The organism is Citrobacter sp. R-1.5.2 (assembly GCF_035064245.1).
Classification (GTDB): Bacteria; Pseudomonadota; Gammaproteobacteria; order Enterobacterales; family Enterobacteriaceae; genus Citrobacter.
Map to the genome: position 1 here is coordinate 70,124 of NZ_JASEYC010000009.1, position 23,264 is coordinate 93,387.

Annotated in this window: 21 protein-coding genes; 11 read left to right on the plus strand and 10 right to left on the minus strand. The window is 53.1% G+C overall.

The window, feature by feature from the left end; all coding sequences use genetic code 11:
- Positions 1 to 22: 22 nt before the first annotated feature.
- The gene (gene rraB / locus QMN38_RS16485; RefSeq protein ID WP_005134179.1) at positions 23 to 448 is read right to left on the minus strand and encodes a ribonuclease E inhibitor RraB; all 426 of its coding nucleotides are present in this window, start codon (positions 446 to 448) and stop codon (positions 23 to 25) included.
- 98 nt (positions 449 to 546) lie between these two features.
- On the opposite strand from rraB, the gene argL reads away from it, so the two are divergent.
- Together argL and argF are read left to right on the plus strand one after the other, a co-directional pair.
- A complete protein-coding gene (gene argL, locus QMN38_RS27020; protein ID WP_416348267.1) occupies positions 547 to 642 on the plus strand; it encodes a putative translational regulatory protein ArgL in 96 nt (31 codons plus the stop codon).
- Positions 612 to 1,616 (plus strand): ornithine carbamoyltransferase, encoded by a 1,005-nt coding sequence (gene argF / locus QMN38_RS16490; RefSeq protein WP_323605388.1) that lies wholly within the window; start codon positions 612 to 614, stop codon positions 1,614 to 1,616. The genes argL and argF overlap by 31 nt, the downstream gene beginning before the upstream one ends.
- A 95-nt stretch (positions 1,617 to 1,711) precedes the next feature.
- Here argF and QMN38_RS16495 read toward each other — a convergent pair whose 3' ends face one another.
- Positions 1,712 to 2,164 carry a YhcH/YjgK/YiaL family protein gene (locus QMN38_RS16495; protein WP_271440324.1) on the minus strand — a complete coding sequence of 151 codons (453 nt, stop codon included), beginning with the start codon at positions 2,162 to 2,164 and terminating at the stop codon, positions 1,712 to 1,714.
- 238 nt (positions 2,165 to 2,402) lie between these two features.
- On the opposite strand from QMN38_RS16495, the gene pyrL reads away from it, so the two are divergent.
- The 4 genes from pyrL to ridA all read left to right on the plus strand — a co-directional run bounded on the left by pyrL (position 2,403) and on the right by ridA (position 4,410).
- On the plus strand, positions 2,403 to 2,504 hold the full coding sequence (gene pyrL / locus QMN38_RS16505; protein ID WP_202039763.1) for a pyr operon leader peptide: 102 nt from the start codon (positions 2,403 to 2,405) through the stop codon (positions 2,502 to 2,504).
- Positions 2,505 to 2,539: 35 nt separating this feature from the next.
- A complete protein-coding gene (gene pyrB, locus QMN38_RS16510; protein WP_016151493.1) occupies positions 2,540 to 3,475 on the plus strand; it encodes an aspartate carbamoyltransferase in 936 nt (311 codons plus the stop codon).
- Positions 3,476 to 3,488: 13 nt separating this feature from the next.
- A complete protein-coding gene (gene pyrI / locus QMN38_RS16515; RefSeq protein WP_016151492.1) occupies positions 3,489 to 3,950 on the plus strand; it encodes an aspartate carbamoyltransferase regulatory subunit in 462 nt (153 codons plus the stop codon).
- A 73-nt stretch (positions 3,951 to 4,023) separates the two neighbouring features.
- Positions 4,024 to 4,410: a 2-iminobutanoate/2-iminopropanoate deaminase gene (gene ridA, locus QMN38_RS16520; protein ID WP_000047544.1), complete on the plus strand. Its 387-nt coding sequence runs from the start codon at positions 4,024 to 4,026 to the stop codon at positions 4,408 to 4,410.
- Positions 4,411 to 4,501: 91 nt separating this feature from the next.
- Here ridA and QMN38_RS16525 read toward each other — a convergent pair whose 3' ends face one another.
- The 4 genes from QMN38_RS16525 to mgtA form a co-directional block, all read right to left on the minus strand.
- Complete coding sequence (locus tag QMN38_RS16525; RefSeq protein WP_271440322.1) at positions 4,502 to 5,788, minus strand: TRAP transporter large permease; 1,287 nt, start codon at positions 5,786 to 5,788, stop codon at positions 4,502 to 4,504.
- A 30-nt stretch (positions 5,789 to 5,818) separates the two neighbouring features.
- Positions 5,819 to 6,328, minus strand: coding sequence for a TRAP transporter small permease (locus QMN38_RS16530; protein WP_323605389.1), 510 nt, complete (start codon positions 6,326 to 6,328; stop codon positions 5,819 to 5,821).
- A gap of 55 nt (positions 6,329 to 6,383) precedes the next feature.
- Positions 6,384 to 7,361 carry a TRAP transporter substrate-binding protein gene (locus QMN38_RS16535; RefSeq protein ID WP_271449181.1) on the minus strand — a complete coding sequence of 326 codons (978 nt, stop codon included), beginning with the start codon at positions 7,359 to 7,361 and terminating at the stop codon, positions 6,384 to 6,386.
- 375 nt (positions 7,362 to 7,736) lie between these two features.
- On the minus strand, positions 7,737 to 10,445 hold the full coding sequence (mgtA, locus tag QMN38_RS16540) for a magnesium-translocating P-type ATPase (RefSeq protein ID WP_323605390.1): 2,709 nt from the start codon (positions 10,443 to 10,445) through the stop codon (positions 7,737 to 7,739).
- Positions 10,446 to 10,862: 417 nt separating this feature from the next.
- On the opposite strand from mgtA, the gene treR reads away from it, so the two are divergent.
- The 5 genes from treR (at position 10,863) to nrdG (ending at position 18,221) form a co-directional block, all read left to right on the plus strand.
- A complete protein-coding gene (gene treR, locus QMN38_RS16545; protein ID WP_137383943.1) occupies positions 10,863 to 11,810 on the plus strand; it encodes a trehalose operon repressor TreR in 948 nt (315 codons plus the stop codon).
- A gap of 157 nt (positions 11,811 to 11,967) precedes the next feature.
- On the plus strand, positions 11,968 to 13,386 hold the full coding sequence (treB, locus tag QMN38_RS16550; RefSeq protein ID WP_271449179.1) for a PTS trehalose transporter subunit IIBC: 1,419 nt from the start codon (positions 11,968 to 11,970) through the stop codon (positions 13,384 to 13,386).
- A gap of 49 nt (positions 13,387 to 13,435) precedes the next feature.
- On the plus strand, positions 13,436 to 15,088 hold the full coding sequence (gene treC, locus QMN38_RS16555) for an alpha,alpha-phosphotrehalase (RefSeq protein WP_323605391.1): 1,653 nt from the start codon (positions 13,436 to 13,438) through the stop codon (positions 15,086 to 15,088).
- Positions 15,089 to 15,497: 409 nt separating this feature from the next.
- A complete protein-coding gene (gene nrdD, locus QMN38_RS16560) occupies positions 15,498 to 17,636 on the plus strand; it encodes an anaerobic ribonucleoside-triphosphate reductase (RefSeq protein WP_003844922.1) in 2,139 nt (712 codons plus the stop codon).
- 120 nt (positions 17,637 to 17,756) lie between these two features.
- A complete protein-coding gene (gene nrdG / locus QMN38_RS16565; protein ID WP_271440317.1) occupies positions 17,757 to 18,221 on the plus strand; it encodes an anaerobic ribonucleoside-triphosphate reductase-activating protein in 465 nt (154 codons plus the stop codon).
- Between the two features lie 33 nt (positions 18,222 to 18,254).
- Here the strand turns inward: nrdG and QMN38_RS16570 are convergent, their stop codons facing one another.
- Genes QMN38_RS16570 through QMN38_RS16585 form a run of 4 tightly spaced genes read right to left on the minus strand, consistent with a single transcriptional unit; the run spans position 18,255 to position 23,162 of the window.
- Positions 18,255 to 20,168, minus strand: coding sequence for a BglG family transcription antiterminator (locus QMN38_RS16570; RefSeq protein ID WP_323605392.1), 1,914 nt, complete (start codon positions 20,166 to 20,168; stop codon positions 18,255 to 18,257).
- Positions 20,169 to 20,189: 21 nt separating this feature from the next.
- The gene (dagF, locus tag QMN38_RS16575) at positions 20,190 to 20,930 is read right to left on the minus strand and encodes a 2-dehydro-3-deoxy-phosphogluconate aldolase (RefSeq protein WP_271440315.1); all 741 of its coding nucleotides are present in this window, start codon (positions 20,928 to 20,930) and stop codon (positions 20,190 to 20,192) included.
- Positions 20,927 to 22,045, minus strand: coding sequence for a DgaE family pyridoxal phosphate-dependent ammonia lyase (locus QMN38_RS16580; RefSeq protein WP_323605393.1), 1,119 nt, complete (start codon positions 22,043 to 22,045; stop codon positions 20,927 to 20,929). The genes dagF and QMN38_RS16580 overlap by 4 nt, the downstream gene beginning before the upstream one ends.
- Complete coding sequence (locus tag QMN38_RS16585) at positions 22,029 to 23,162, minus strand: amidohydrolase/deacetylase family metallohydrolase (RefSeq protein WP_323605394.1); 1,134 nt, start codon at positions 23,160 to 23,162, stop codon at positions 22,029 to 22,031. The genes QMN38_RS16580 and QMN38_RS16585 overlap by 17 nt, the downstream gene beginning before the upstream one ends.
- Between the last annotated feature and the right edge of the window lie 102 nt (positions 23,163 to 23,264).

Consider the following 23,264-nt stretch of genomic DNA (forward strand, 5'->3'; position numbering starts at 1 on the left):
CTGCCGTAGGTCATCAGATGACTTAGTGACGCACGCCGTCATCATCTTCGTCGACGAAGTCTTCATCGTCGCCATCTTCACCTTCTTCGCCGTTAGGGTCTTCGAAATAGGTACCCCACCCGTCGTATTCCACTTCAAATTTTTCAGCCAGATTCATCAGTTGCTCTACCTGAGCGTCGATCAGTTCGGCATTCAGGGCGCATTCGCTGAGAATGTCACAGCAAATAACTGTGTCGCCTTCTTCCACTTCCAACTCTTCAGGCTCGGTCACTTCATAACCCAGTTTGAAGGCTTCTACTGCCGCTTTTTCCAGGGTTTCAAAGTCATCCGCGGAAAGGTGATGTTCGATGGTGTACAGCGCATCAGGGTCGCTGCCATCTTCGAGTAACTCTTCAATAATCAAGCGTGTTTCTTCACGCTGCTCTTCCAGTAGTTCCGGGTTTGCCATGGCTCGTTCCTCATAATGTCCTGCCGATACTCTTATTGTCACATACCGCTGACATTGCCTCCACCTTTCCAGGAAAGATTTGTTAAACAAGGTTGCAAATGAATAAACATCCATATAAATTGAATTTTAATTCAATAAATGGCTTAAGCCATGCGAGGGAACCATGTCTGCGTTTTATCAGAAGCACTTTTTGAAATTGCTCGATTTCACCTCTGCTGAACTCACGTCACTGCTACAGCTCGCCGCACAGCTCAAGGCAGATAAGAAAAACGGTACTGAGGTCGCTAAGCTCACCGGTAAAAACATTGCGCTCATCTTCGAAAAAGACTCGACTCGTACCCGTTGCTCTTTCGAAGTTGCCGCATACGATCAGGGTGCTCGCGTGACGTATCTCGGGCCAAGCGGCAGCCAGATTGGTCATAAAGAGTCGATCAAAGACACCGCCCGCGTACTCGGTCGTATGTACGACGGTATTCAGTATCGGGGTCACGGTCAGGACGTTGTGGAAACGCTGGCGGAATATGCCGGAGTTCCGGTATGGAACGGGTTAACCAACGAATTTCACCCCACTCAGTTACTGGCGGATCTGTTAACTATGCAGGAACACCTGCCGGGTAAAGCGTTTAATGAGATGACGCTGGTCTATACCGGTGATGCCCGCAACAATATGGGCAATTCCATGCTGGAAGCCGCCGCGTTAACCGGGCTGGATCTACGCCTGGTTGCACCACAAGCATGCTGGCCTGAAGAGAGCCTGGTGGCGGAGTGCAAGGCGCTGGCACAGAAAAATGGCGGTAATATTACGCTGACCGAAGACGTTGCCACAGGTGTAAAAGGTGCGGACTTTATCTACACCGACGTTTGGGTCTCGATGGGCGAAGCAAAAGAGAAGTGGGCAGAGCGTATTGCGCTGCTGCGTAACTATCAGGTTAATAGCGCGATGATGGCGCTGACGGGTAATCCACAGGTGAAGTTCCTGCACTGTCTGCCCGCGTTTCATGACGATCAGACCGTGCTGGGTAAACAAATGGCACAAGAGTATGGTTTGCACGGCGGTATGGAAGTGACCGATGAGGTCTTTGAATCCCCCGCCAGTATCGTATTCTCTCAGGCGGAAAACCGGATGCACACCATCAAAGCGGTGATGGTGGCGACATTAGCGAAGTGAAGGCATATGCCGGATGGCGATGCTAAGCATCTTATCCGGCCTACAACCGCGCTCCCGTTGGCCGGGCAAGGCGAAGCCGCACCCGGCAATCACGCTTATGCCACCCGCATTTTCACCACGGCTTTGCGCACCAGTGCCGGCGACCCGACTGCACACAGCGGTTTATGCACTTCACCCGGATAGAACACCACGAAGTCACCTTCGTTCAGCACGACCGTTTTCTCCTGTACCCCTTCCGCCACGAAGGCGATATCTTTATCCGCCAGCCAGTCGGTTTCCGGCGCGCCCGCAGGCTGTGTACTGAAGGTCATACCTTCCTGGCCTTTGAGCAGGATCTGAATATCCAGATAACGGGCGTGATACTCAGCGCGACGCTGGGCAAACGGCTCCGTCATATCTTCTGCAATCAGATAAAACAGACGATCACCGTCGATGTCGTGCTTACCTTTTTCCGTCGCATCCGTCACGTGTGCCTTGATGTGTTCAATCGCCTGACGCAGCTCTTCTGGCAGCCAGACATCCAGGTTGTGAATATTGCCGACAATCATCTCAAACCCCTTAATTAAAACAATGTTTCATTTTAGTTGTTATACGAAAAAACCGTCTGCCATACCACTGCTATTTGCTGATATTTTGCGTCAACGCATGTTTATCTCAACGTAGCCGATCACCCGACAGGGTGCATGAATATTCATGAGAATCGTTTGCGATGAATAAATTGTGCATTTTTCGCTTGATCCCATAACGGAGCTGAGTATAATCGCGGACAATTTGCCGGGAGGATGTATGGTTCAGTGTGTACGACATTTTGTCTTACCGCGTCTGAAAAAGGACGCTGGCCTGCCGTTTTTCTTTCCGTTGATCATCCATTCCAAGCCCCTCAATTGAGGGGCTTTTTTTTGCCCAGGCGTCAGGAGATAAACATGGCTAACCCGCTCTATCAAAAACACATCATTTCCATAAATGACCTCAGCCGCGATGACCTCAATCTGGTTCTCGCGACAGCGGCGAAACTGAAAGCCAACCCACAGCCGGAGCTGCTAAAGCATAAGGTGATAGCCAGCTGCTTCTTTGAGGCATCGACGCGCACCCGTTTATCCTTTGAAACCTCGATGCACCGCCTGGGTGCCAGCGTGGTGGGTTTCTCTGACAGCAGCAACACATCACTGGGCAAAAAAGGTGAAACGCTGGCTGATACCATTTCCGTCATCAGTACCTATGTTGACGCCATTGTGATGCGTCATCCGCAGGAAGGTGCTGCCCGTCTGGCCACAGAGTTCTCCGGCAACGTGCCAGTACTGAACGCGGGCGATGGTTCGAACCAGCATCCCACCCAAACGCTGCTGGACCTGTTCACCATTCAGGAAACCCAGGGCCGCCTGGACAATCTGCAAATCGCCATGGTGGGTGACCTGAAGTATGGTCGTACCGTCCACTCCCTGACCCAGGCACTGGCGAAATTCGAAGGCAACCGCTTCTACTTCATCGCCCCGGATGCGTTGGCCATGCCGCAATACATTCTGGACATGCTAAATGAAAAAGGTATCGCCTGGAGCCTGCACGGCACCATCGAAGAGGTTATGGCAGAGGTTGATATTCTCTACATGACCCGCGTGCAAAAAGAACGTCTGGACCCTTCCGAATACGCCAACGTGAAAGCACAGTTCGTCCTGCGTGCCAGCGACCTGAATGGTGCCAGAGCGAACATGAAAGTGTTGCACCCACTGCCGCGTATCGATGAGATCACCACCGATGTCGATAAGACGCCGCACGCCTGGTATTTCCAGCAGGCTGGCAACGGCATCTTCGCCCGCCAGGCGTTACTGGCACTGGTACTGAATAGCGAACTGGCACTGTAAGGGAGAAAAAGAGATGACACACGATAACAAACTGCAGGTTGAAGCCATCAAACGCGGCACCGTGATTGACCATATTCCCGCACAGGTTGGTTTTAAACTGCTGACGCTGTTCAAGCTGACAGAAACCGATCAGCGTATCACCATCGGTCTGAACCTGCCGTCAGGCGAAATGGGTCGTAAAGACCTGATTAAAATTGAAAACACCTTCCTGACCGATGAGCAAGTTAACCAGCTTTCTCTGTACGCGCCACAGGCGACGGTGAACCGCATTGACGATTATGACGTGGTGGGTAAATCACGTCCGAGCCTGCCGGAACGAATCGACAACGTGCTGGTCTGCCCGAACAGCAACTGCATCAGCCATGCTGAACCGGTTTCCTCCAGCTTTTCAGTGAAAAAACGCGCTGATGATATCGCGCTCAAATGCAAATACTGTGAAAAAGAGTTTTCGCATTATGTGGTGCTGGCCAACTAATTGCGGTTGGTATTGAAATGTTGCCTCTCTATAATGGCTAACACCTTAATACTGCAGTTCATCTGGAGATATCATGAGCAAAACTATTGCGACGGAAAATGCACCAGCCGCTATCGGCCCATACGTTCAGGGCGTTGACCTGGGTAGCATGGTAATCACTTCCGGTCAGATCCCGGTCGATCCGAAAACCGGTGCCGTAGCGGAAGACGTGTCCGCTCAGGCGCGTCAGTCGCTGGAAAACGTAAAAGCTATCGTTGAAGCAGCAGGCCTGAAAGTGGGCGATATCGTAAAAACTACCGTATTCGTTAAAGACCTGAACGATTTCGCAACCGTCAACGCCACCTACGAAGCGTTCTTCACTGAGCACAACGCGACTTTCCCGGCGCGTTCTTGCGTGGAAGTTGCTCGTCTGCCGAAAGACGTGAAAATCGAGATTGAAGCGATCGCCGTTCGTCGCTAAGTTTCCTTGTGCCGGATGGCGATTTCGCCTTATCCGGCCAATGGAAGCGTAATTTGTAGGCCCGGTAAGCGCGAGCGCCACCGGGCATTTATCACAGCACACCAAACAGTTTCGGCAGGAACAACGAAATCGCCGGAATGTACGTTACCAACATCAGTACCAGGAACAGGACGAGGTAGAACGGCAGCATCGCCTTCACCACTTGTTCAATCTTCTGCTTACTCACCGCGCTGGCGACAAACAGCACCGACCCTACCGGCGGCGTAATCAACCCGATCCCTAAGTTCACCAACATGATCATGCCGAAATGAACCGGATCAATGCCGAGCGCGTTGGTCACTGGCAGCAGGACCGGTGTCAGGATCAGGATCAGCGGCGCCATATCCATCAGCGTACCAATCAGCAGCAGCATAATGTTAATGCACATCAGGATGACGTATTTGTTATCCGAGATACTGGTGAACGCGTCGGTGATGCGCATCGGCAACTGCATGTAGGTCATGACAGCGCCAAACGCGGCAGCAAAACCAATCAGGATCATCACGATGGTGACTGTTTTCACCGTGCGGAACATCAGCTTCGGCAGTTCAGACCATTTATAGTCGCGATAGATAAACATGGTGACGAAGAAGGCCCACAGGCAGGCAATCGCCGCGGATTCCGTCGCGGTAAAGATGCCCGACAGGATCCCCCCCATGATGATCACCACCGTCATCAATCCCCACAGCGTATCGACGAAAATCTTCAGCGCCTGGCGAAACGGCACGCGCTCGCCTTTTGGATAGCCGCGTTTATGGGCAAACGCCACGCACATCACCATCAGGCTCAAGCTTAACAGCAGGCCCGGCAGGATCCCGGCGATAAATAGCGCGGCAATCGACACCGTCCCACCCGTTGCCAGCGAGTAGATAACCGAGTTATGGCTGGGCGGCGTAAGGATTGCCTGCACCGAACCGCTGGCGGTCACCGCCGCGGCAAAGTCGCGAGGGTAACCTTTTTTATCCATCTCCGGGATCATCACCGAACCGATGGAAGCGGTGTCTGCCACCGACGATCCTGAGATTGCGCCAAAAAAGGTCGATGCCACGATGTTGACCAGTGACAAGCCTCCGCGAATAAAACCAACAAAAATGTAGGCAAAATTCACTAACCGACGCGCAATTCCGCCTTCGGCCATGATCGCGCCAGCCAGAATAAAGAACGGGATCGCCAGCAGGGAGAACTTGTTCACGCCACTGGTCAGTTGGATCATCACCGCTTCCAGTGGGATATCAATGTACCAGGCACCAATGATGGCGCTAATCCCTACCGCGTACGCTACCGGTACCCCAATCGCCAGCATGATGCCAAGCGTAAAGACGAGAATAAATGCATCCATCTGCTTTCCTTAATGAAATGGGGGCGGTAATTAGCTGGTCGAACCCAGCATGACAACAGGACGCAGGTACTGCGGGCCACGGCAGATCTTCTCAACAATAAAGAGCAGCGTGATAGCAGAGCCAATTGGCAGCGGAAGATAGTTTTGCCCGGCGCTTAAAATCGGGAATTCCGCAACGGGTTGATCCCACAGCTCAAGACACAGATTGGTTCCGTACCAGAGGATAAACAGGCTTATCGCCGCCAGCATGATATCCGCGACAATAAAGCAATAACGGCGGGCGCTTTCACCCAGGCGATCAGTGACCATACTCACTGCGATATGCGAGCCTGCGCGATAACTTACCGCAGCACCAATAAAGGTGAATGTCACCATGCAGAGAATAGCGACGGGTTCAGGCCATGACAGGGCATTGTTCAGGACATAACGTGCGAATATCCCAATCGGTATAATGGCAACCATCACCAATAATGCCACACCGGCAATCCACATTGAGACCCGATAAAGAAAATCCATTACCGATGAATAGCATTCACCCATAATCATCACCTCGAATTAATCAAATGATTCAGGCGGATATCATCCGCCCGATGAACTACTGCACATCCTGAATACGCTTGATCAAATCCTGGTGTTCTTTACCGTAATTATCCCGCACTGACTGAGTGGCTTTATAGAAATAGTCCGTATCAATATCGTGGAACTGAACGCCGTTGGCTTTCATCGTTTCCAGTGATTTCGCATTATAATCCTGCCAAAGTTTGCGTTGCTCTACCTGGGCTTCTTTAGCGAGCTTAATAATGAGATCCTGATCTTCTTTTTTCAATTTATCCCATTTCGCTTTCGAGAAAAGAAATAATTCAGGAATAATAAAATGTTTGCTCCAGGTGTAGTTTTTAACGACAGGTAAATAGTTGTGCGCGACAAACGTCGGTGGGTTATTTTCCGTTCCATCAATAACCCCTGTCTGCATGCCGCTAAAGACTTCACTGACGCCCATTACAACGGAGTTAGCGCCCATCGCTTTCAGGGTATCCAGCGCTATCGGACTCCCTTGAACGCGGATTTTCATACCGTGTAAATCTTCCGGTTTCACCACCGGATTTTTGGTGATCAGGTTACGCGTCCCCGCATCCATCCAGCCCAAAAACACCAGCCGTGATTTGGTATTGGCCGTCAGACGGTCGCCAATTTCCTGGCCGATCATACCATCGAGAACCTTATGCAGATGGTCTTCATCACGGAAAATATACGGCAGGGTAAATACGTTAATTTCAGGGAGGATAGCAGCGACAGGTGTCATCGAGACGCGAATAATATCGATAGCGCCTAATTGCGCCTGTTCAATCATCTGTTTTTCATCGCCTAACACGCCACCTGGAAATGTTTTAATTTCCAGACGACCATCGGTCGCCGCGCTGAGCTTTTCCCCCATGTGTTTCACTGCCACCACGTTCGGGTAATCAGCCGGATGCACATCTGCGGCGCGGAAGGTTTGTGCCAACGCTGAATGGCTGGCCAGTAATACCGAAGCACCAATACACAGACTTATCAGGTTTTTTGTCAGTTTCATTTGTCCTTCTCCAGAAGTTCATAATATCCATTAACAGGAATAGCTTGCAGAGCAAATGACTGCCGGAATTAAAAACGGGCAGCGAGAAACTTTCTTAACGACGTTACCGGTGCAGACTAACTGGTGTAACAATTTATTTCGATGACTGCCTTCACAAAAAAAAACTAAGCTCTATAATTTTTAGCACGCTGTTTCATTTTTGCAACGCAGATCGTTTTCCTGATAGAAAAGCAACGCAAAGGACGCGGTTTTAGACTAATTAGCCGCGTTAGTATTTCAATAAAAATAAAACAACAATATTACGGAGGAATATCTTCGAATGAAGAAGAGAAATGCAGGATGGTGTTAACACCATCCTGTTGAGACGTTTAGCGGTTATTGCCAGCCGTAACGACGGCTATAAAAACCTTTCACTAACTGGGTCAATGTCATGTAGCCTGCCAGAATCGCAATCAGCCACGGGAAGTAGCTCAGCGGCAATGCCTGCAATTGCAGGTAGCTGGCCAATGGCGAGAACGGTAACGCAATGCCCACCACCATCACGACCAGCGTCATCAGCATCAACGGCCATGCGGCGCGGCTCTGGATGAACGGCACGCGACGGGTACGGATCATATGCACAATCAGCGTTTGCGACAACAGACCGACCACGAACCAGCCTGACTGGAACAACGTCTGATGTTCTGGCGTATTGGCATGGAAAACGAACCACATCAGGCAAAATGTCAGAATATCGAAGATAGAGCTGATCGGTCCAAAGAAAATCATAAAGCGTCCCAGCTCGGCAGGGTTCCAGCGCTGCGGCTTTTTAATCTGCTCTTCATCAACGTTATCAAACGGGATCGCCACCTGGGATACATCGTACAGCAGGTTCTGAATCAGTAAGTGCAGCGGCAACATCGGCAGGAACGGCAGAAATGCGCTCGCCACCAGCACGCTAAACACGTTACCAAAGTTGGAACTGGCCGTCATTTTGATGTACTTCAGCATGTTCGAGAAAGTACGACGCCCTTCGATCACCCCTTCTTCCAGCACCATCAGGCTCTTTTCCAGCAGGATGATGTCTGCCGCTTCACGCGCAATATCAACCGCACCATCAACAGAAATACCAATGTCCGCCGCGCGCAACGCCGGGGCATCGTTGATACCATCGCCCATAAAGCCCACTACGTGACCTTCACGCTTGAGCAGTGTGACAATGCGCTCTTTGTGCATTGGCGTCAGGCGGGCAAACAGCGTGGTACGCTGAGCCAGTTTTGCCAGCTCGTCGTCGTTTAACCCTTCGATGCTGCTGCCGATAACCACATCACCTGCATCCAGACCCACTTCATGACACACTTTCGCCGCCACCAGCTCGCTGTCACCGGTGAGAATTTTCACCGTAATACCGCTGGCTTTCAGGGCTTTCAGCGCCGGGGCGGTCGTTTCTTTCGGTGGATCGAGGAAGGCGATATAGCCTTCAAGGATCAGGTCTGACTCATCAATACGTTGGTAATCGCCCTCACGCGCAGGCAGGTATTTCGTCGCCACCGCCACCACGCGCAGCCCCTGGCGGTTCAGCGTATCGGTAACGCGTTTCACCCGGCGCAGCATGTTCTCATCCAGCGGGACAATTTCCCCGTTATGGCGCACCTGGGTGCAAACACTGAGGATCTCCTGCAACGCGCCTTTGCACACCAGTTGATGCACATCGGTTTCTTCAGCGACCACCACCGACATCCGACGACGCTCAAAATCAAACGGGATCTCATCAATTTTCTGCCAGCGGGTAGAGAGCTGACGGGCAGATTCTTCATCCACACCTTCGAGAACCGCCGTATCCAGCAGATTCTTCAGCCCGGTCTGATAATGGCTGTTCAGCCACGCGGAATACAGGACGTGTTCGCTGGGCTTACCGGAGATATCGGTATGATTCTCCAGCACTATTTTATCCTGAGTCAGAGTACCGGTTTTATCGGTGCACAGAATATCCATCGCGCCAAAGTTCTGGATGGCATCGAGGTGTTTGACGATAACCTTCTGTTTGGACAGCTTCACCGCCCCGCGCGCCAGCGTTGAGGTGACGATCATTGGCAGCATTTCCGGGGTCAGCCCCACCGCGACAGACAGCGCAAACAGCGCCGCTTCCCACCAGTCACCTTTGGTGTAGCCGTTGATGATGAGCACAATGGGTGCCATTACCAGCATAAAACGGATCAGCAACATGCTGACGCGGCTGATCCCTTTCTGGAAGGCATTTTGCTCACTTTCCTGCTCGCTGACGCGGCCTGCCAGTTGTCCAAACCAGGTGTTCGCCCCGGTGGCAATGACAATGGCCTGTGCCGTTCCGCTCACCACATTGGTGCCCATAAAACACAGGGTATCGCACTCCAGCGGGTTGCTTTGCTGCGGGTCACGGCTGGTCGCCACTTTCTCAACCGGCAAAGACTCACCGGTCAGCGAAGCCTGCGCCACAAACAGATCGCGCGCCTGGACGATACGTAAATCGGCCGGGATCATATCGCCGGCTGCCAGCTTAATAATATCGCCAGGAACCAGCTGATCGATCGGCAGTTCAACCCAGCCGTTCTCCCCTTTTTCGTTGATAACGCGCAGTACCGTGGCGGTATTGCTGACCATCGCTTTCAGCGCATCCGCCGCTTTGGTGGAACGCGCCTCCTGCACAAAATTCAGCAGCGTTGAGATACACACCATCAAGGCGATGACGCCCGCAGCAAACAGATCTTCGGTGGCATAAGAAATGCCGCCCAGAATAGTCAGCAGAATATTAAACGGGTTGCGGTAGCAGACCCACAGATGAACCCACCACGGCGATGGCTTTTGCGTCGGCAATTGGTTTTCACCATGATTTTCGCGGGCGCTCTCCACTTCTGCGGCATTCAATCCTTCCGGATGCGCATCAAACGTTTTCCACAGCGCCTCTTCATCCATCAGCGCCATCTTCAGGCAATGTTCACTGAGTGACGGTGGGATCGGCGTGCTGGCAACGGTCTGCGCATTAGGCAACGGATCGCGATGCACCAAACGATGCGGCAAATGGCGGTTAAGCCGGGCAAACAGCTGGCGGGTTATATTTTTGAACATAGGCAGTCCCTCTGCACCAGTATAAGCGGGCGCAGTAAATCCTTCAGGCGTGGCAAAGCCTTGCCTGGTGGCAATTTTAAAATCACAACAGGGACGTCAGAACGTCACTGTCTTACAGCTCCGGTAAGACAGTGAAAACAGGCTTACCGGAGAAGGGGGGTTCTCCATTTCGGGAGAGGGGTGGGATCGGGATCCATATAGCCTCCGGTAAGTGAATGATAAGCGCTGCGGATTATACGCAGAAAACCATAAGGTTTGTGACAATTATGGCGGTATGATACAGCACGGAAACTAAACCAAACGTATACACATCGCCTGAAGGGTGAACGGTTTAAAGCAGACTTTGCCCATTGCACTCCACATGAGTAAAGTTACTCTCTTTGATATAACTGAAAAAGTGCGCAACGGGAAAACAGGATGCAAAATCGGCTGACTATTAAAGACATCGCCCGCTTAAGCGGCGTGGGAAAATCAACGGTTTCCCGTGTGCTCAACAACGAAAGCGGCGTTAGCGAACGCACCCGTGAACGTGTTGAAGCAGTGATGAATCAGCACGGTTTTTCCCCTTCCCGCTCCGCACGCGCCATGCGCGGGCAAAGCGACAAAGTTGTGGCGATTATCGTCACACGTCTGGACTCACTTTCAGAAAACCTCGCGGTGCAGACCATGCTGCCCGCCTTTTATGAGCAGGGTTACGATCCGATTATGATGGAAAGCCAGTTCTCACCTGAACTGGTAGAAGAACATCTGGGAATGCTCAAACGTCGTAACATTGATGGCGTCGTGCTGTTTGGTTTTACCGGCGTAACGGAAACTATGCTCACCTCCTGGCAGGACTCTCTGGTGCTGCTGGCCAGGGATGCCAAAGGCTTTGCCTCCGTCTGTTATGACGACGAAGGTGCCATTCATACCCTGATGCAGCGTCTGTACGATCGCGAACATCGTCATATCAGTTTCCTTGGCGTCCCCCATAGCGATGTCACCACCGGTAAGCGCCGTCATGAGGCCTACCTGACCTTCTGCAAGAAACATAAGCTGCATCCTGTCGCTGCTCTGCCTGGTCTTGCCATGAAGCAGGGCTATGAGCATGCCGCCGATGTCATCACCCCGGAAACCACCGCGTTAGTCTGTGCAACGGACACGCTTGCCCTTGGTGTCAGCAAATATCTGCAGGAACAGCGAATCGACAACCTGCAACTGGCAAGCGTCGGTAATACGCCGCTGATGAAATTCCTCCATCCGGAGATCATCACAGTCGATCCTGGCTACGCTGAAGCCGGGCGGCAAGCGGCGTTACAGCTGATCGAACAGATCAACGGCCGCAGCGAACTGCGGCAAATCGTCATTCCTGCCACCCTCTCCTGATCGCTTTCTGAGCACTAATTTGTGATCTTCGCTGCGTTTCGGGAACGTTCCCATTTTTAAATATTCACCGACGATATACTCTGGCACCAACAACGAGACAGCTGCCGGATGACGTCGCGAAAGCGTCTAATCCGACCTACGGGGAACACACGTCATCATGAGCAAAGTAAAACAAGCGGATATCGACCGGCTGATAGAGCTGGTTGGCGGGCGCGACAATATCGCCACGGTGAGTCACTGCATTACGCGCCTGCGTTTTGTGTTGAATCAACCCGCGAATGCCAGACCCAAAGAGATCGAACAGCTACCGATGGTTAAAGGCTGCTTCACCAACGCCGGGCAGTTTCAGGTCGTGATCGGCACTGAGGTAGGTGATTACTACAAGGCGCTGTTGGCGACCACCGGACAAGCCAGTGCCGACAAAGAGCAGGCAAAGAAAGCGGCGCGGCAGAACATGAAGTGGCACGAGCAGTTGATTTCTCACTTCGCGGAGATCTTCTTCCCACTGCTCCCTGCGCTGATCAGCGGTGGTTTGATCTTAGGTTTTCGTAACGTCATCGGCGATGTGCCGATGAGCAACGGGCAGACGCTGGCGCAGATGCATCCCTCGCTCAAAACGCTCTACGACTTCTTGTGGCTGATCGGCGAAGCGATCTTCTTCTATCTGCCGGTGGGGATTTGTTGGTCTGCCGTGAAGAAAATGGGCGGTACGCCGATCCTCGGCATCGTGCTGGGCGTCACGCTGGTTTCTCCGCAACTGATGAACGCCTATTTGCTCGGCCAGCAGGTACCGGAAGTGTGGAACTTCGGCCTGTTCAGTATCGAGAAAGTGGGCTACCAGGCGCAGGTTATTCCGGCGCTGCTGGCGGGCCTGGCGCTCGGCTTTATTGAAACGCGGATGAAACGCATCGTCCCGGATTATCTGTACCTGGTCATCGTCCCGGTATGTTCGCTGATCCTGGCCGTGTTCCTCGCCCATGCCTTTATCGGTCCATTTGGCCGCATGATCGGCGACGGTGTCGCGTTTGCCGTCCGCCATCTGCTGACCGGCAGCTTTGCCCCGATTGGCGCAGCATTGTTCGGCTTCCTGTATGCCCCGCTGGTGATCACCGGTGTACATCAGACCACGCTGGCTATCGATATGCAGATGATCCAGAGCATGGGCGGCACACCGGTATGGCCGCTGATTGCGCTGTCTAACATCGCTCAGGCCTCTGCGGTGGTCGGCATCATTATCTCCAGCCGTAAACACAATGAGCGTGAAATCTCTGTTCCTGCTGCGATCTCCGCCTATCTGGGGGTAACTGAACCCGCGATGTACGGCATCAACCTGAAATATCGCTTCCCGATGCTGTGCGCGATGATTGGTTCGGGCCTTGCCGGGCTGTTGTGCGGCCTGAACGGCGTGATGGCAAACGGCATTGGCGTCGGCGGCTTGCCTGGCATCCTCTCCATTCAGCCAACGTACTGGCAGGTATTTGGTCTGGCGATGGTGATTTCCATTGTTATCCCGATGGTACTGACTTCGTTCATCTACCAGCGTAAATACCGTCAGGGCACCTTACAGATTGTCTGACTTTTCTTCGGGGCGCAGTTGCGCCCCATCGTATCTCCAGGAAACAGCAATGAATATTCCACACTGGTGGCAAAACGGCGTTATTTATCAAATTTACCCCAAGAGTTTTCAGGACACCACCGGTAGCGGTACCGGTGATTTGCGCGGTGTGACGCAGCGTCTCGACTACCTGCAAAAATTGGGGATCGATGCTATCTGGCTGACGCCATTCTACATTTCACCGCAAGTTGATAACGGCTATGACGTCGCTAACTATATGTCCGTCGATCCGGCCTACGGTACGCTTGCAGACTTTGACGAACTGGTCACGCAGGCAAAAGCGCGCGGCATCCGTATTATCCTTGATATGGTGTTTAACCATACTTCAACACAGCACGCCTGGTTTCGTGACGCTCTGGATAAAAACAGCCCGTATCGTCAGTTTTATTTCTGGCGCGATGGCACGTCAGAGGCCAGCCCGAACAACTGGCGCTCCAAATTTGGCGGCAGTGCCTGGAGCTGGCACGCCGAAAGCGAGCAGTATTACCTGCACCTCTTTGCCCCAGAGCAGGCCGATCTGAACTGGGAAAAACCGGCGGTTCGCGCTGAGCTAAAAAAAGTGTGCGAGTTCTGGGCCGATCGCGGCGTGGACGGTCTGCGTCTCGACGTGGTGAATCTTATCTCTAAAGATCAGGACTTCCCGAACGATCCAGACGGTGATGGACGCCGTTTTTATACCGACGGTCCACGCGCACATGAATTTTTGCGTGAGATGAACCGCGATGTCTTTACCCCACGCAACCTGATGACGGTGGGAGAAATGTCATCCACTACGCTGGAACATTGCCAGCAATACGCCGCCCAGGATGGTAGTGAGCTGTCGATGACCTTTAACTTCCACCATCTGAAAGTGGATTACCCCAATGGAGAGAAATGGACGCTAGCAAAACCCGACTATGTGGCGCTAAAAACCCTGTTCCGCCACTGGCAGCAAGGCATGCACAACGTCGCCTGGAACGCGCTGTTCTGGTGTAATCACGATCAGCCACGTATCGTTTCGCGTTTTGGCGATGAAGAGAAATACCGCGTTCCTGCCGCCAAAATGCTGGCCATGGTGCTGCATGGTATGCAGGGCACGCCTTATATCTATCAGGGGGAAGAGATTGGCATGACCAACCCACACTTCCGCCAGATAACCGATTATCGCGACGTAGAAAGCCATAACATGTTCGCTGAGCTGAATGCGCAGGGACGCGATGCCGACGAATTACTGACGATTCTGGCCAGTAAATCCCGTGATAACAGCCGCACGCCGATGCAATGGGATGCCAGCAAACACGCAGGCTTCACGCAGGGTGAACCATGGATCAATCTGTGCGACAACGCAGCGGATATCAATGTCGCAGCGGCGCTGAATGATGACGACTCGGTGTTCTATACCTATCAGAAGCTGATCGCATTGCGTAAAGCGGAGCCGGTTCTCACCTGGGGTGATTACCAGGATCTGCTACCTGACAGCCCGCACATATGGTGCTATCAGCGCGAGTGGCAAGGGCAGCGGCTTCTGGTCATTGCCAACCTGAGCAACACCTTCCAGCCCTGGCAACCCGCTGACACCCAGGGAAACTGGCAGGTGATGATGCACAACTACGCCGAGGTCGCCAGCCAGCCAGGCGATATGACATTACGTCCTTTTGAAGCCATCTGGTGGCTGCAAAAATAGCTTGCAATTGGCTTTGAGCCCGGTACGGATAGCGCTACCGGGCTTCACCGAAGATGTCTGACTTACCTTCCTGTTTTTGTTGAATAATTAATCAGATTTTTCTTGCCACAATTTACAATCGGCTGCAGTGCCCGTCATCTGTACGCTCCAGTTTTTACTTTGCGCTACATCAAATAAATCGTAAACATCCTTGATGCAAATCACTACATATAGAACTTAAAATGCACGCCGACCCAATATGTTGTATTAATCGACTACAATTGCTACAACGACATTTCCCCGGTTAGCGGTGGAATTGTGGATAAAGTGGGTCGGGATTGCGGGAAGTCATTGGCCTGATAGATGAATAAACCCATGGCCGCTTCCCCAACCTCTGTGGATAACCTGTTCTTATAAATATGGAGTGATCATGACACCGCATGTGATGAAACGAGATGGCTGTAAAGTGCCGTTTAAATCAGAGCGCATCAAAGAAGCCATTCTGCGTGCAGCTAAAGCAGCGGGAGTCGATGACGCAGATTACTGTGCCACCGTCGCAGAAGTCGTTAGCAGTCAGATGAATGAGCGCAGCCAGGTCGATATCAACGAGATCCAGACCGCGGTAGAAAACCAACTGATGTCTGGTCCGTACAAACAACTCGCCCGTGCGTACATCGAATATCGCCACGACCGTGATATACAGCGTGAAAAACGTGGCCGTCTGAACCAGGAAATTCGTGGTCTGGTTGAGCAAACCAACTCTGCTCTGCTGAATGAAAATGCCAACAAAGACAGCAAAGTGATCCCGACCCAGCGTGACCTGCTGGCGGGTATCGTCGCCAAACATTATGCGCGCCAGCACCTGCTGCCGCGTGATGTCGTCCAGGCACACGAGCGTGGTGATATTCACTATCACGACCTCGACTACTCGCCGTTCTTCCCGATGTTTAACTGCATGCTGATCGACCTGAAAGGTATGCTGACACAGGGCTTTAAGATGGGTAACGCGGAGATTGAGCCGCCAAAATCCATCTCGACCGCAACCGCCGTCACTGCACAAATCATCGCGCAGGTTGCCAGCCATATTTATGGCGGCACCACGATCAACCGTATTGATGAAGTCCTCGCGCCATTCGTGACCGAGAGCTTTAATAAACACCGTAAAACCGCTGAAGAGTGGCAGATCCCGGATGCTGATGGTTATGCACATTCCCGTACCGAGAAAGAGTGCTATGACGCATTCCAGTCCCTTGAGTATGAAGTGAATACCCTGCATACCGCTAATGGTCAGACGCCATTCGTCACCTTTGGTTTTGGCCTGGGGACCAGTTGGGAATCCCGCTTGATCCAGCAATCCATTCTGCGTAACCGCATCGCGGGACTGGGTAAAAACCGTAAAACAGCCGTCTTCCCGAAACTGGTATTCGCGATTCGTGACGGTCTGAACCACAAGTTTGGCGATCCAAACTACGACATTAAACAGCTGGCGCTGGAATGCGCAAGCAAGCGTATGTATCCGGATATCCTGAACTACGATCAGGTAGTGAAAGTGACCGGCTCGTTCAAAACGCCAATGGGCTGCCGCAGCTTCCTGGGTGTATGGGAAAACGAGAACGGCGAACAGATTCACGATGGCCGTAATAACCTAGGCGTTATCAGCCTCAACCTGCCGCGTATCGCGCTGGAAGCTCATGGCGATGAAGCCACCTTCTGGAAACTGCTCGACGATCGTCTGGTGCTGGCACGTAAAGCACTGATGACCCGCATTGCGCGTCTGGAAGGCGTGAAGGCCCGCGTTGCACCGATCCTGTATATGGAAGGGGCCTGCGGCGTGCGTCTGAAAGCAGACGATGACGTGTCTGAAATCTTTAAAAACGGTCGCGCATCGATTTCTCTGGGTTACATCGGCATTCACGAAACCATCAACGCGCTGTTTGGCGACAAACACTTGTACGACAGCGAGCAGCTTCGCGCCAAAGCTATCGCCATTGTGGAACGCCTGCGTCAGGCAGTCGATCAGTGGAAAGACGAGACCGGCTACGGCTTCAGCCTGTACAGCACACCCAGTGAAAACCTGTGTGACCGCTTCTGCCGTCTCGATACCGCCGAATTTGGTGTGGTGCCAGGCGTAACCGACAAAGGTTACTACACCAACAGCTTCCACCTTGATGTAGAGAAGAAGGTAAACCCGTACGACAAAATCGATTTCGAAGCGCCGTACCCGCCGCTGGCAAGCGGAGGCTTCATTTGCTACGGCGAGTACCCGAATATTCAGCACAACCTGAAAGCGCTGGAAGACGTGTGGGATTACAGCTACCAGCACGTGCCGTATTACGGGACCAACACGCCAATCGATGAGTGCTACGAATGTGGCTTTACTGGTGAGTTCGAATGCACCAGCAAAGGCTTCACCTGCCCGAAATGTGGTAACCACGACGCCGCGCGCGTATCGGTAACCCGTCGCGTATGCGGTTACTTAGGCAGCCCGGACGCCCGTCCGTTTAACGCCGGTAAGCAGGAAGAAGTGAAGCGCCGCGTTAAGCATTTAGGTAACGGGCAGATAGGTTAATTTCCGTTTGCAAAGGCCGTAGGCCTGATAAGACGCAATCGCGTCGCCATCAGGCATCACAATGTTGCCGGATGCGGTGCAAGCACCTTATCCGGCCTACATGCTTTCTGGACATCTTCTATGCAATACCACCAATATTATCCCGTCGATATCGTTAACGGCCCCGGCACCCGCTGCACCTTGTTTGTTTCCGGGTGCGTGCATGAATGCCCTGGCTGCTATAACAAAAGCACCTGGCGGTTAAACTCCGGTCTGCCATTCACCAAAGAGATGGAAGACAAGATCGTTGCCGATCTTAACGATACGCGTATTCACCGTCAGGGGATCTCGCTGTCCGGCGGCGATCCGCTGCATCCGCAAAACGTGCCGGATATCCTGAAACTGGTACAGCGTATTCGCGCTGAATGTCCGGGGAAAGACATCTGGGTATGGACCGGTTACAAGCTCGATGAACTCAATGCCGCGCAGATGCAGGTGGTGGATCTCATCAACGTGCTGGTTGATGGCAAATTTGTGCAGGACCTCAAAGACCCGGCGCTGATCTGGCGCGGCAGCAGCAACCAGGTTGTACATCATTTACGTTAATCTCCAGGCGGTTAATATTCTGTTTTCCGCCTCTCAAAAACGACTGACGCACTCCATCGCAACCGTTTTGAACTCGGCAAAATTCTGACACGCGCAGAGCCGCGTCATGGCGCGTTCACGCAGGAAGGTGACGAAAATATCGTAAATGGCCATCGCTTCTTCGTATTCGCTTTTACTAATGGCGAGCAAGAAAATCACGTGTGCCGTTTCATCGCCCCAGGCAATACCCTGCGGGGCGAGGATGGTGTAGACCACCGTTTTCTTTGCCAGCAAGCCGAGCGCATGCGGCAGAGCAATGCTGTCGCCCAACATGGTGCTGACAATGGCCTCACGTTCAACAACCGAATCAAGAAACTCCGCGTCGACAAAACCTTCATCCTGCAACTGGTGGCATAACGTTTTGAACAGCGTCTGCTGATCCATGGTGCCGTCGATAATACGAAAGTGGGCGGCATCGAAAAACTTGTTCAGCATCCACGGACGGGTTCGGTCCACCAGCACCAGTTTCCCGATCTGCTCCAGTTGATAGTCAGTAGGGAACGGCGCAATCATCACTACGGGTTTATCTTTTTCACCGATCCGCGCGGTAGAAATAACGAAGTCTTCGCTGATGCTTTCACGCTGTTCGTAGTCGCGTAGCGTCACGGTGCCCACAATATCAATCTGCGGATATTTTCGCGCCAGCACCGCTTCAATCATCCGCACCATCGCATTTCCCGCATCACAGACCAACAGCACACGCGGTTGACGCTGGTAACCGATGTTGTAACTACGTTCCAGCCCAACGCCAATATGCAGAACCAGAAAGCCGATCTCATTTTCACTGATGGTATACGGCGTGTATTTTCCCCAACCTGACACGGCGGCCAGCGTCATATCCCATGCCATCGGGTAGTGCTGTTTAATATTTTCCAGCAACGGATTAGGGATCATTATCTGGTAACGCACCCGGGTGATCATTGTCTTAATATGTGTCAGCAGATCGGCATGCAATTGCTGGTCATTCAGCAGGTTGTAGTTGTACTGGGTGTTGATAAAACGCAGGATGTAATTGACCAGCGCTTCGTCATCATCGGCATTGATGGCGCTGGGCGCAATCTCCTGTACCTGACGGGCGGCAATGTGTACCTGAAGCCAGTTTTCTTCATACGCGGAAAGCGGCTTGTCTGCCAGTTGGTGCAAAATCCCCGCAATCTCTCTTGCCGCCAGGCACACCGCCTGTTCAGTTTCTTCAGCGGCAAATTCAGGCAGTGGATACCCTTCGCTAATCCGCCGGATAGCCACCGCACAGTACAAGCGCAGAAACAGCTCGCCCTCATCGGTCAGTCGAATATGAAAACGGGCAAAAATATCCTGTAAAATCGGTTGTAGCTGTTCAGGGATCCCGGCATTCAGCGCCTCTTGCGTCACTAACGGATGCTGCGGATCCTGCTGCGCCAGCGTCCATAGCAGATCGGTCAAACAGGCGCGAATCGCCATCTCGCTGCCGAACAGCTTCATGCCATGCCGGGGACGTGTTTCCAGCGTCAGATGATAACGTTGCAGGTGTTCACGGACTTCGGCCATATCGTTTTGCAGCGTCGCACGACTGATAAACCATTCATCAGCTAAATCTTCAAGTTTCAGTGAAAAGGCCGACGTCAGAAAACGGACCACCAGCCAGTGTACCCGCTCCTGGCTGGTTCGCGGGATGCGCAGCAACGTTTCAGGCTGCTGCGTTTGCAGGGAGTGATAACTTGCCGGGTCATCAATTTTAAGCTGGTAACCGCTGCCCCTGCTGAGAACAAACTGCGCGCCGTACTGGGTAAGCAGCGCGTTTAGCGCCGTAATATCCGCACGTACGGTGCGTGTAGAAACCGACAACCGCTGCGCCAGCTCATCCTGCGGGAGCGCTTCGTTTTGCAGCATGTCAAACAGCTGCGCTAAACGTTGGTTGGGGAATCTCACGTCAGTTTCCTCATCTGTTAATTAGCCTACGCAGGCGCGGGTGATCGCCAGCAGTTGGCGAACGTCCTGCGGACGGGTATCGCCACTCACCTTATCAATAATCGAACTATAGATGTGAGGAATGATTTTGCTCACTCCAGCATCAAGGGCGATCTGCAGGATTTCCGCGAAATTTTCCAGGTCTATACCGCCGGTAGGCTCAAGCCAGAAGTCGTGGCGGGCGCAGGCCTGCGCGACCGCGATGTATTCGTCACGGCATTTCAGACCGCCCATCGGAAAGTACTTAATTGAGCTACCGCCCATATCTTTGAGCAGAGCAATCGCGGTTTCAACCGGCACAATGCCGTCTGGTGCCTGGCTGCTTAGCGGACCGGTGGAAATTTTCACCCTGCCCGGCGTACCCGTTGGCGAGACCAGACCATTGACTACCGTATCCTGCTGGCCCAATAACGCACGGCTGGTTGCCACGCCGGTAAACACCTGATTAACATGCTGAGGCTGCACCTGGCGGGAAATTTCACTGACCATTGCCGACTGGTTCGGATCGCCCGCCCCCAGCCCCACAGACAGTGCATTGTCAATAAGCGCCGCGTATTCACGCATATCCGCAACCGCGCTTTCAACGTTGGGGTAATTTTTTGACAACACGCCAACCAGCACGTGTCCTTCCGCCGCCGCATAAATATCCCGGGCGTTCTGTTTGGAGCCTGCCAGCACGTTCAGACAGACGCGATCGCGGTAAAAATTAGGGGTTAATTTCATGCTTTTTTCTCCTGCGAAATCACTTCAGCAATCCGGCGAGCCACAATCTCCAGTTGCGCACGATCGACGCTGCGCACATCCGCCTCAATGATGCCTTCATTGGCTTTGTAACCACGGAAGTAAATCGCATACTCCCCCTGTTTCAGCGCGTCGACCAGTTCGCCCGTGGCGATACCGGTTACCGCTTCGTCAAACTTAATTTCTGTACGTGCAATGTCACGCCCTGCACTGTCCCACACGACACGAGCGCTCACGCCATTCAGGGCATTCAACGCCTCTATAAACGGCGTCATTTTTTCTACCATCTCTGCGCCGCTCTCTTTCTGCGCGCTTAGGTACAGTTCGATAGCACAGGTCAAACCGAGGATGCCTTCTTTGCCGACCTTCATTGCCCGGCCAATGCCCGCCGTCTGGCGTTTGACCCATTCAACATACTGCGTTTTGCCAATCACCAGACCGCTGGTTGGCCCTTCGATCGCCTTCGCACCGCTGTAAATGACCAGGTCCGCGCCGACACGGTAGTAACATTGCAAATCCTCTTCCGCCGCCGCATCGACGATCAACGGTAGGTTATGCGTGCGAGCGACCACCGCAGCCTGCTCTACGCTGAGCATGCTTTTCTGTACACAGTGGTGAGATTTGATATACAGAATGGCCGCCGTGCGCGGTGTAATAGCCGCAGCCAGCTGCGCCGCCGAGCATTCGTTGGCATAGCCCGCTTCCACTAACTTACCGCCGCCGAGCGCCACCATCGCGCCAACCGGAGCGCCGAAGTTAACGTTGTGGCCTTTGGGTAGCACGATTTCGTTGTTATCGACAGGCGTCACGTGCAGGTTTTCCAATAGCCAGTCACTGTCTTTAACCAACACCGCCGCCACCGACTGGGCAATCCCTGCCGAGGCACAGGAAACGACGGTAGCCCCTTCCACATCCAGCAATTTCGCAATGTACTCACCGGTTTTGTTGACCAGATCTTTCATTTCGAAGTATTGATTCATCCCGGCCATTGCAGCCTCAACCACCTCTGGTCGCGGCGTGGAGACACCCAGTGCCGTCATGCGGCCAGAGGTATTAATCACCTGTTTTAAATCGTATTTCTCAAAAATCGAAGGCATGTTCCGCGCTCCCTTGTTCGGTCATATAGCCCTTACCCGCACGTATTGCGGCAAGCGGCACCAGCAATTGTTCAGCCTGCAGGCTGTCGTTTTCGGCATCTACCAGCACGCCAGGCTGGCGTTTCAGCGCAAAGAGGGTCAGATCGGCATCCAGCCCCACCTGCAGTCGGCCCTTGTTTTTCAGCCGCAGACCATCGGCCGCATTAGCGGTTACGCATTCAATAACTTGTGGCAGTGACATGCCGATAGCGAGAAACTTCGACATCACATTCGCCAGGGAATGCACCGGGCCGCTGATGCGATTGCGACAGTAAATATCGGAACTGATGGTGTGCGGCAGAATACCCAGTTCGATCGCGCGTTTCGCCACCGCAAAGCTGAGGCTGGCTGTACCGTGCCCAACGTCCAGACGAACCCCGCGCGAAATCGCCCGTGTCACCGATGCACGCAGCTCACCTTCCGGTGTCAGAATGCGGTTTGGCTTACCGTTGTAGCAGTGGGTGATGATGTCGCCCGCCATCAGGCGTTCGGCAATCTCATCCAGATCCGGGGGGTTGTTGCCGATGTGCACCATCAGCGGCAGGTCACCGTTCTGCGCCTGCATCGCTTTAGCCCGATCCAGCGGTGTAATACCATTTTCACCGACCACGCTGCTGCTCATGCGCGCCTTCAGACCCACGATAAAATCGGGGTGGCGTTTCACCGCCTGCTGCACCGCATCGGCGTCGATATTGGCCATGTTAGCCAGCTCGTTCTGCGCGATAAGCCCAACGCGGGAGATATTCAGCAGTGCATAAACTTCAGTGGCTGCATCGCGCGTCAGCGTGTAAAAATCGTCAATATCATCAGCGCCAGTGCTGCCCGCATCCACCACCGTAGTGACGCCGGTGGCAATGCCCACGCTGTCGGGTTGGTCATGATAAATCGGGGATTTGGGATAACAGTGGACGTGGGAATCAATCCAGCCTGCGCTGACGTAGCACTCGCCGCGTAAGTCGATGATGTTTGCCGCCGGGCTATCAATGTCGCCCAGCGCCGCAATTTTGCCGTCCTTTAGCGCAATATCACTCACCGTATCGTCAACCAGACGCGCATGGCGCAGGAGTAAATCAAACATGTCTCTCTCCTGTTGAAATGGGGGCGGTCGTGTAGGCCTGATAAGCGCAGCGCCATCAGGCGTCATTTCCGGATGGCGGCTGCGCCTTATCCGGCCTACAAC

Excerpts from the sequence above, each read along its gene's own strand:
- rraB (WP_005134179.1), bottom strand. The coding sequence starts at position 448 with ATGGCAAACCCGGAACTACTGGAAGAGCAGCGTGAAGAAACACGCTTG.
- argL (WP_416348267.1), top strand. The coding sequence starts at position 547 with ATGAATAAACATCCATATAAATTGAATTTTAATTCAATAAATGGCTTA.
- argF (WP_323605388.1), top strand. The coding sequence starts at position 612 with ATGTCTGCGTTTTATCAGAAGCACTTTTTGAAATTGCTCGATTTCACC.
- QMN38_RS16495 (WP_271440324.1), bottom strand. The coding sequence starts at position 2,164 with ATGATTGTCGGCAATATTCACAACCTGGATGTCTGGCTGCCAGAAGAG.
- pyrL (WP_202039763.1), top strand. The coding sequence starts at position 2,403 with ATGGTTCAGTGTGTACGACATTTTGTCTTACCGCGTCTGAAAAAGGAC.
- pyrB (WP_016151493.1), top strand. The coding sequence starts at position 2,540 with ATGGCTAACCCGCTCTATCAAAAACACATCATTTCCATAAATGACCTC.
- pyrI (WP_016151492.1), top strand. The coding sequence starts at position 3,489 with ATGACACACGATAACAAACTGCAGGTTGAAGCCATCAAACGCGGCACC.
- ridA (WP_000047544.1), top strand. The coding sequence starts at position 4,024 with ATGAGCAAAACTATTGCGACGGAAAATGCACCAGCCGCTATCGGCCCA.
- QMN38_RS16525 (WP_271440322.1), bottom strand. The coding sequence starts at position 5,788 with ATGGATGCATTTATTCTCGTCTTTACGCTTGGCATCATGCTGGCGATT.
- QMN38_RS16530 (WP_323605389.1), bottom strand. The coding sequence starts at position 6,328 with ATGGGTGAATGCTATTCATCGGTAATGGATTTTCTTTATCGGGTCTCA.
- QMN38_RS16535 (WP_271449181.1), bottom strand. The coding sequence starts at position 7,361 with ATGAAACTGACAAAAAACCTGATAAGTCTGTGTATTGGTGCTTCGGTA.
- mgtA (WP_323605390.1), bottom strand. The coding sequence starts at position 10,445 with ATGTTCAAAAATATAACCCGCCAGCTGTTTGCCCGGCTTAACCGCCAT.
- treR (WP_137383943.1), top strand. The coding sequence starts at position 10,863 with ATGCAAAATCGGCTGACTATTAAAGACATCGCCCGCTTAAGCGGCGTG.
- treB (WP_271449179.1), top strand. The coding sequence starts at position 11,968 with ATGAGCAAAGTAAAACAAGCGGATATCGACCGGCTGATAGAGCTGGTT.
- treC (WP_323605391.1), top strand. The coding sequence starts at position 13,436 with ATGAATATTCCACACTGGTGGCAAAACGGCGTTATTTATCAAATTTAC.
- nrdD (WP_003844922.1), top strand. The coding sequence starts at position 15,498 with ATGACACCGCATGTGATGAAACGAGATGGCTGTAAAGTGCCGTTTAAA.
- nrdG (WP_271440317.1), top strand. The coding sequence starts at position 17,757 with ATGCAATACCACCAATATTATCCCGTCGATATCGTTAACGGCCCCGGC.
- dagF (WP_271440315.1), bottom strand. The coding sequence starts at position 20,930 with ATGAAATTAACCCCTAATTTTTACCGCGATCGCGTCTGTCTGAACGTG.
- QMN38_RS16580 (WP_323605393.1), bottom strand. The coding sequence starts at position 22,045 with ATGCCTTCGATTTTTGAGAAATACGATTTAAAACAGGTGATTAATACC.
- QMN38_RS16585 (WP_323605394.1), bottom strand. The coding sequence starts at position 23,162 with ATGTTTGATTTACTCCTGCGCCATGCGCGTCTGGTTGACGATACGGTG.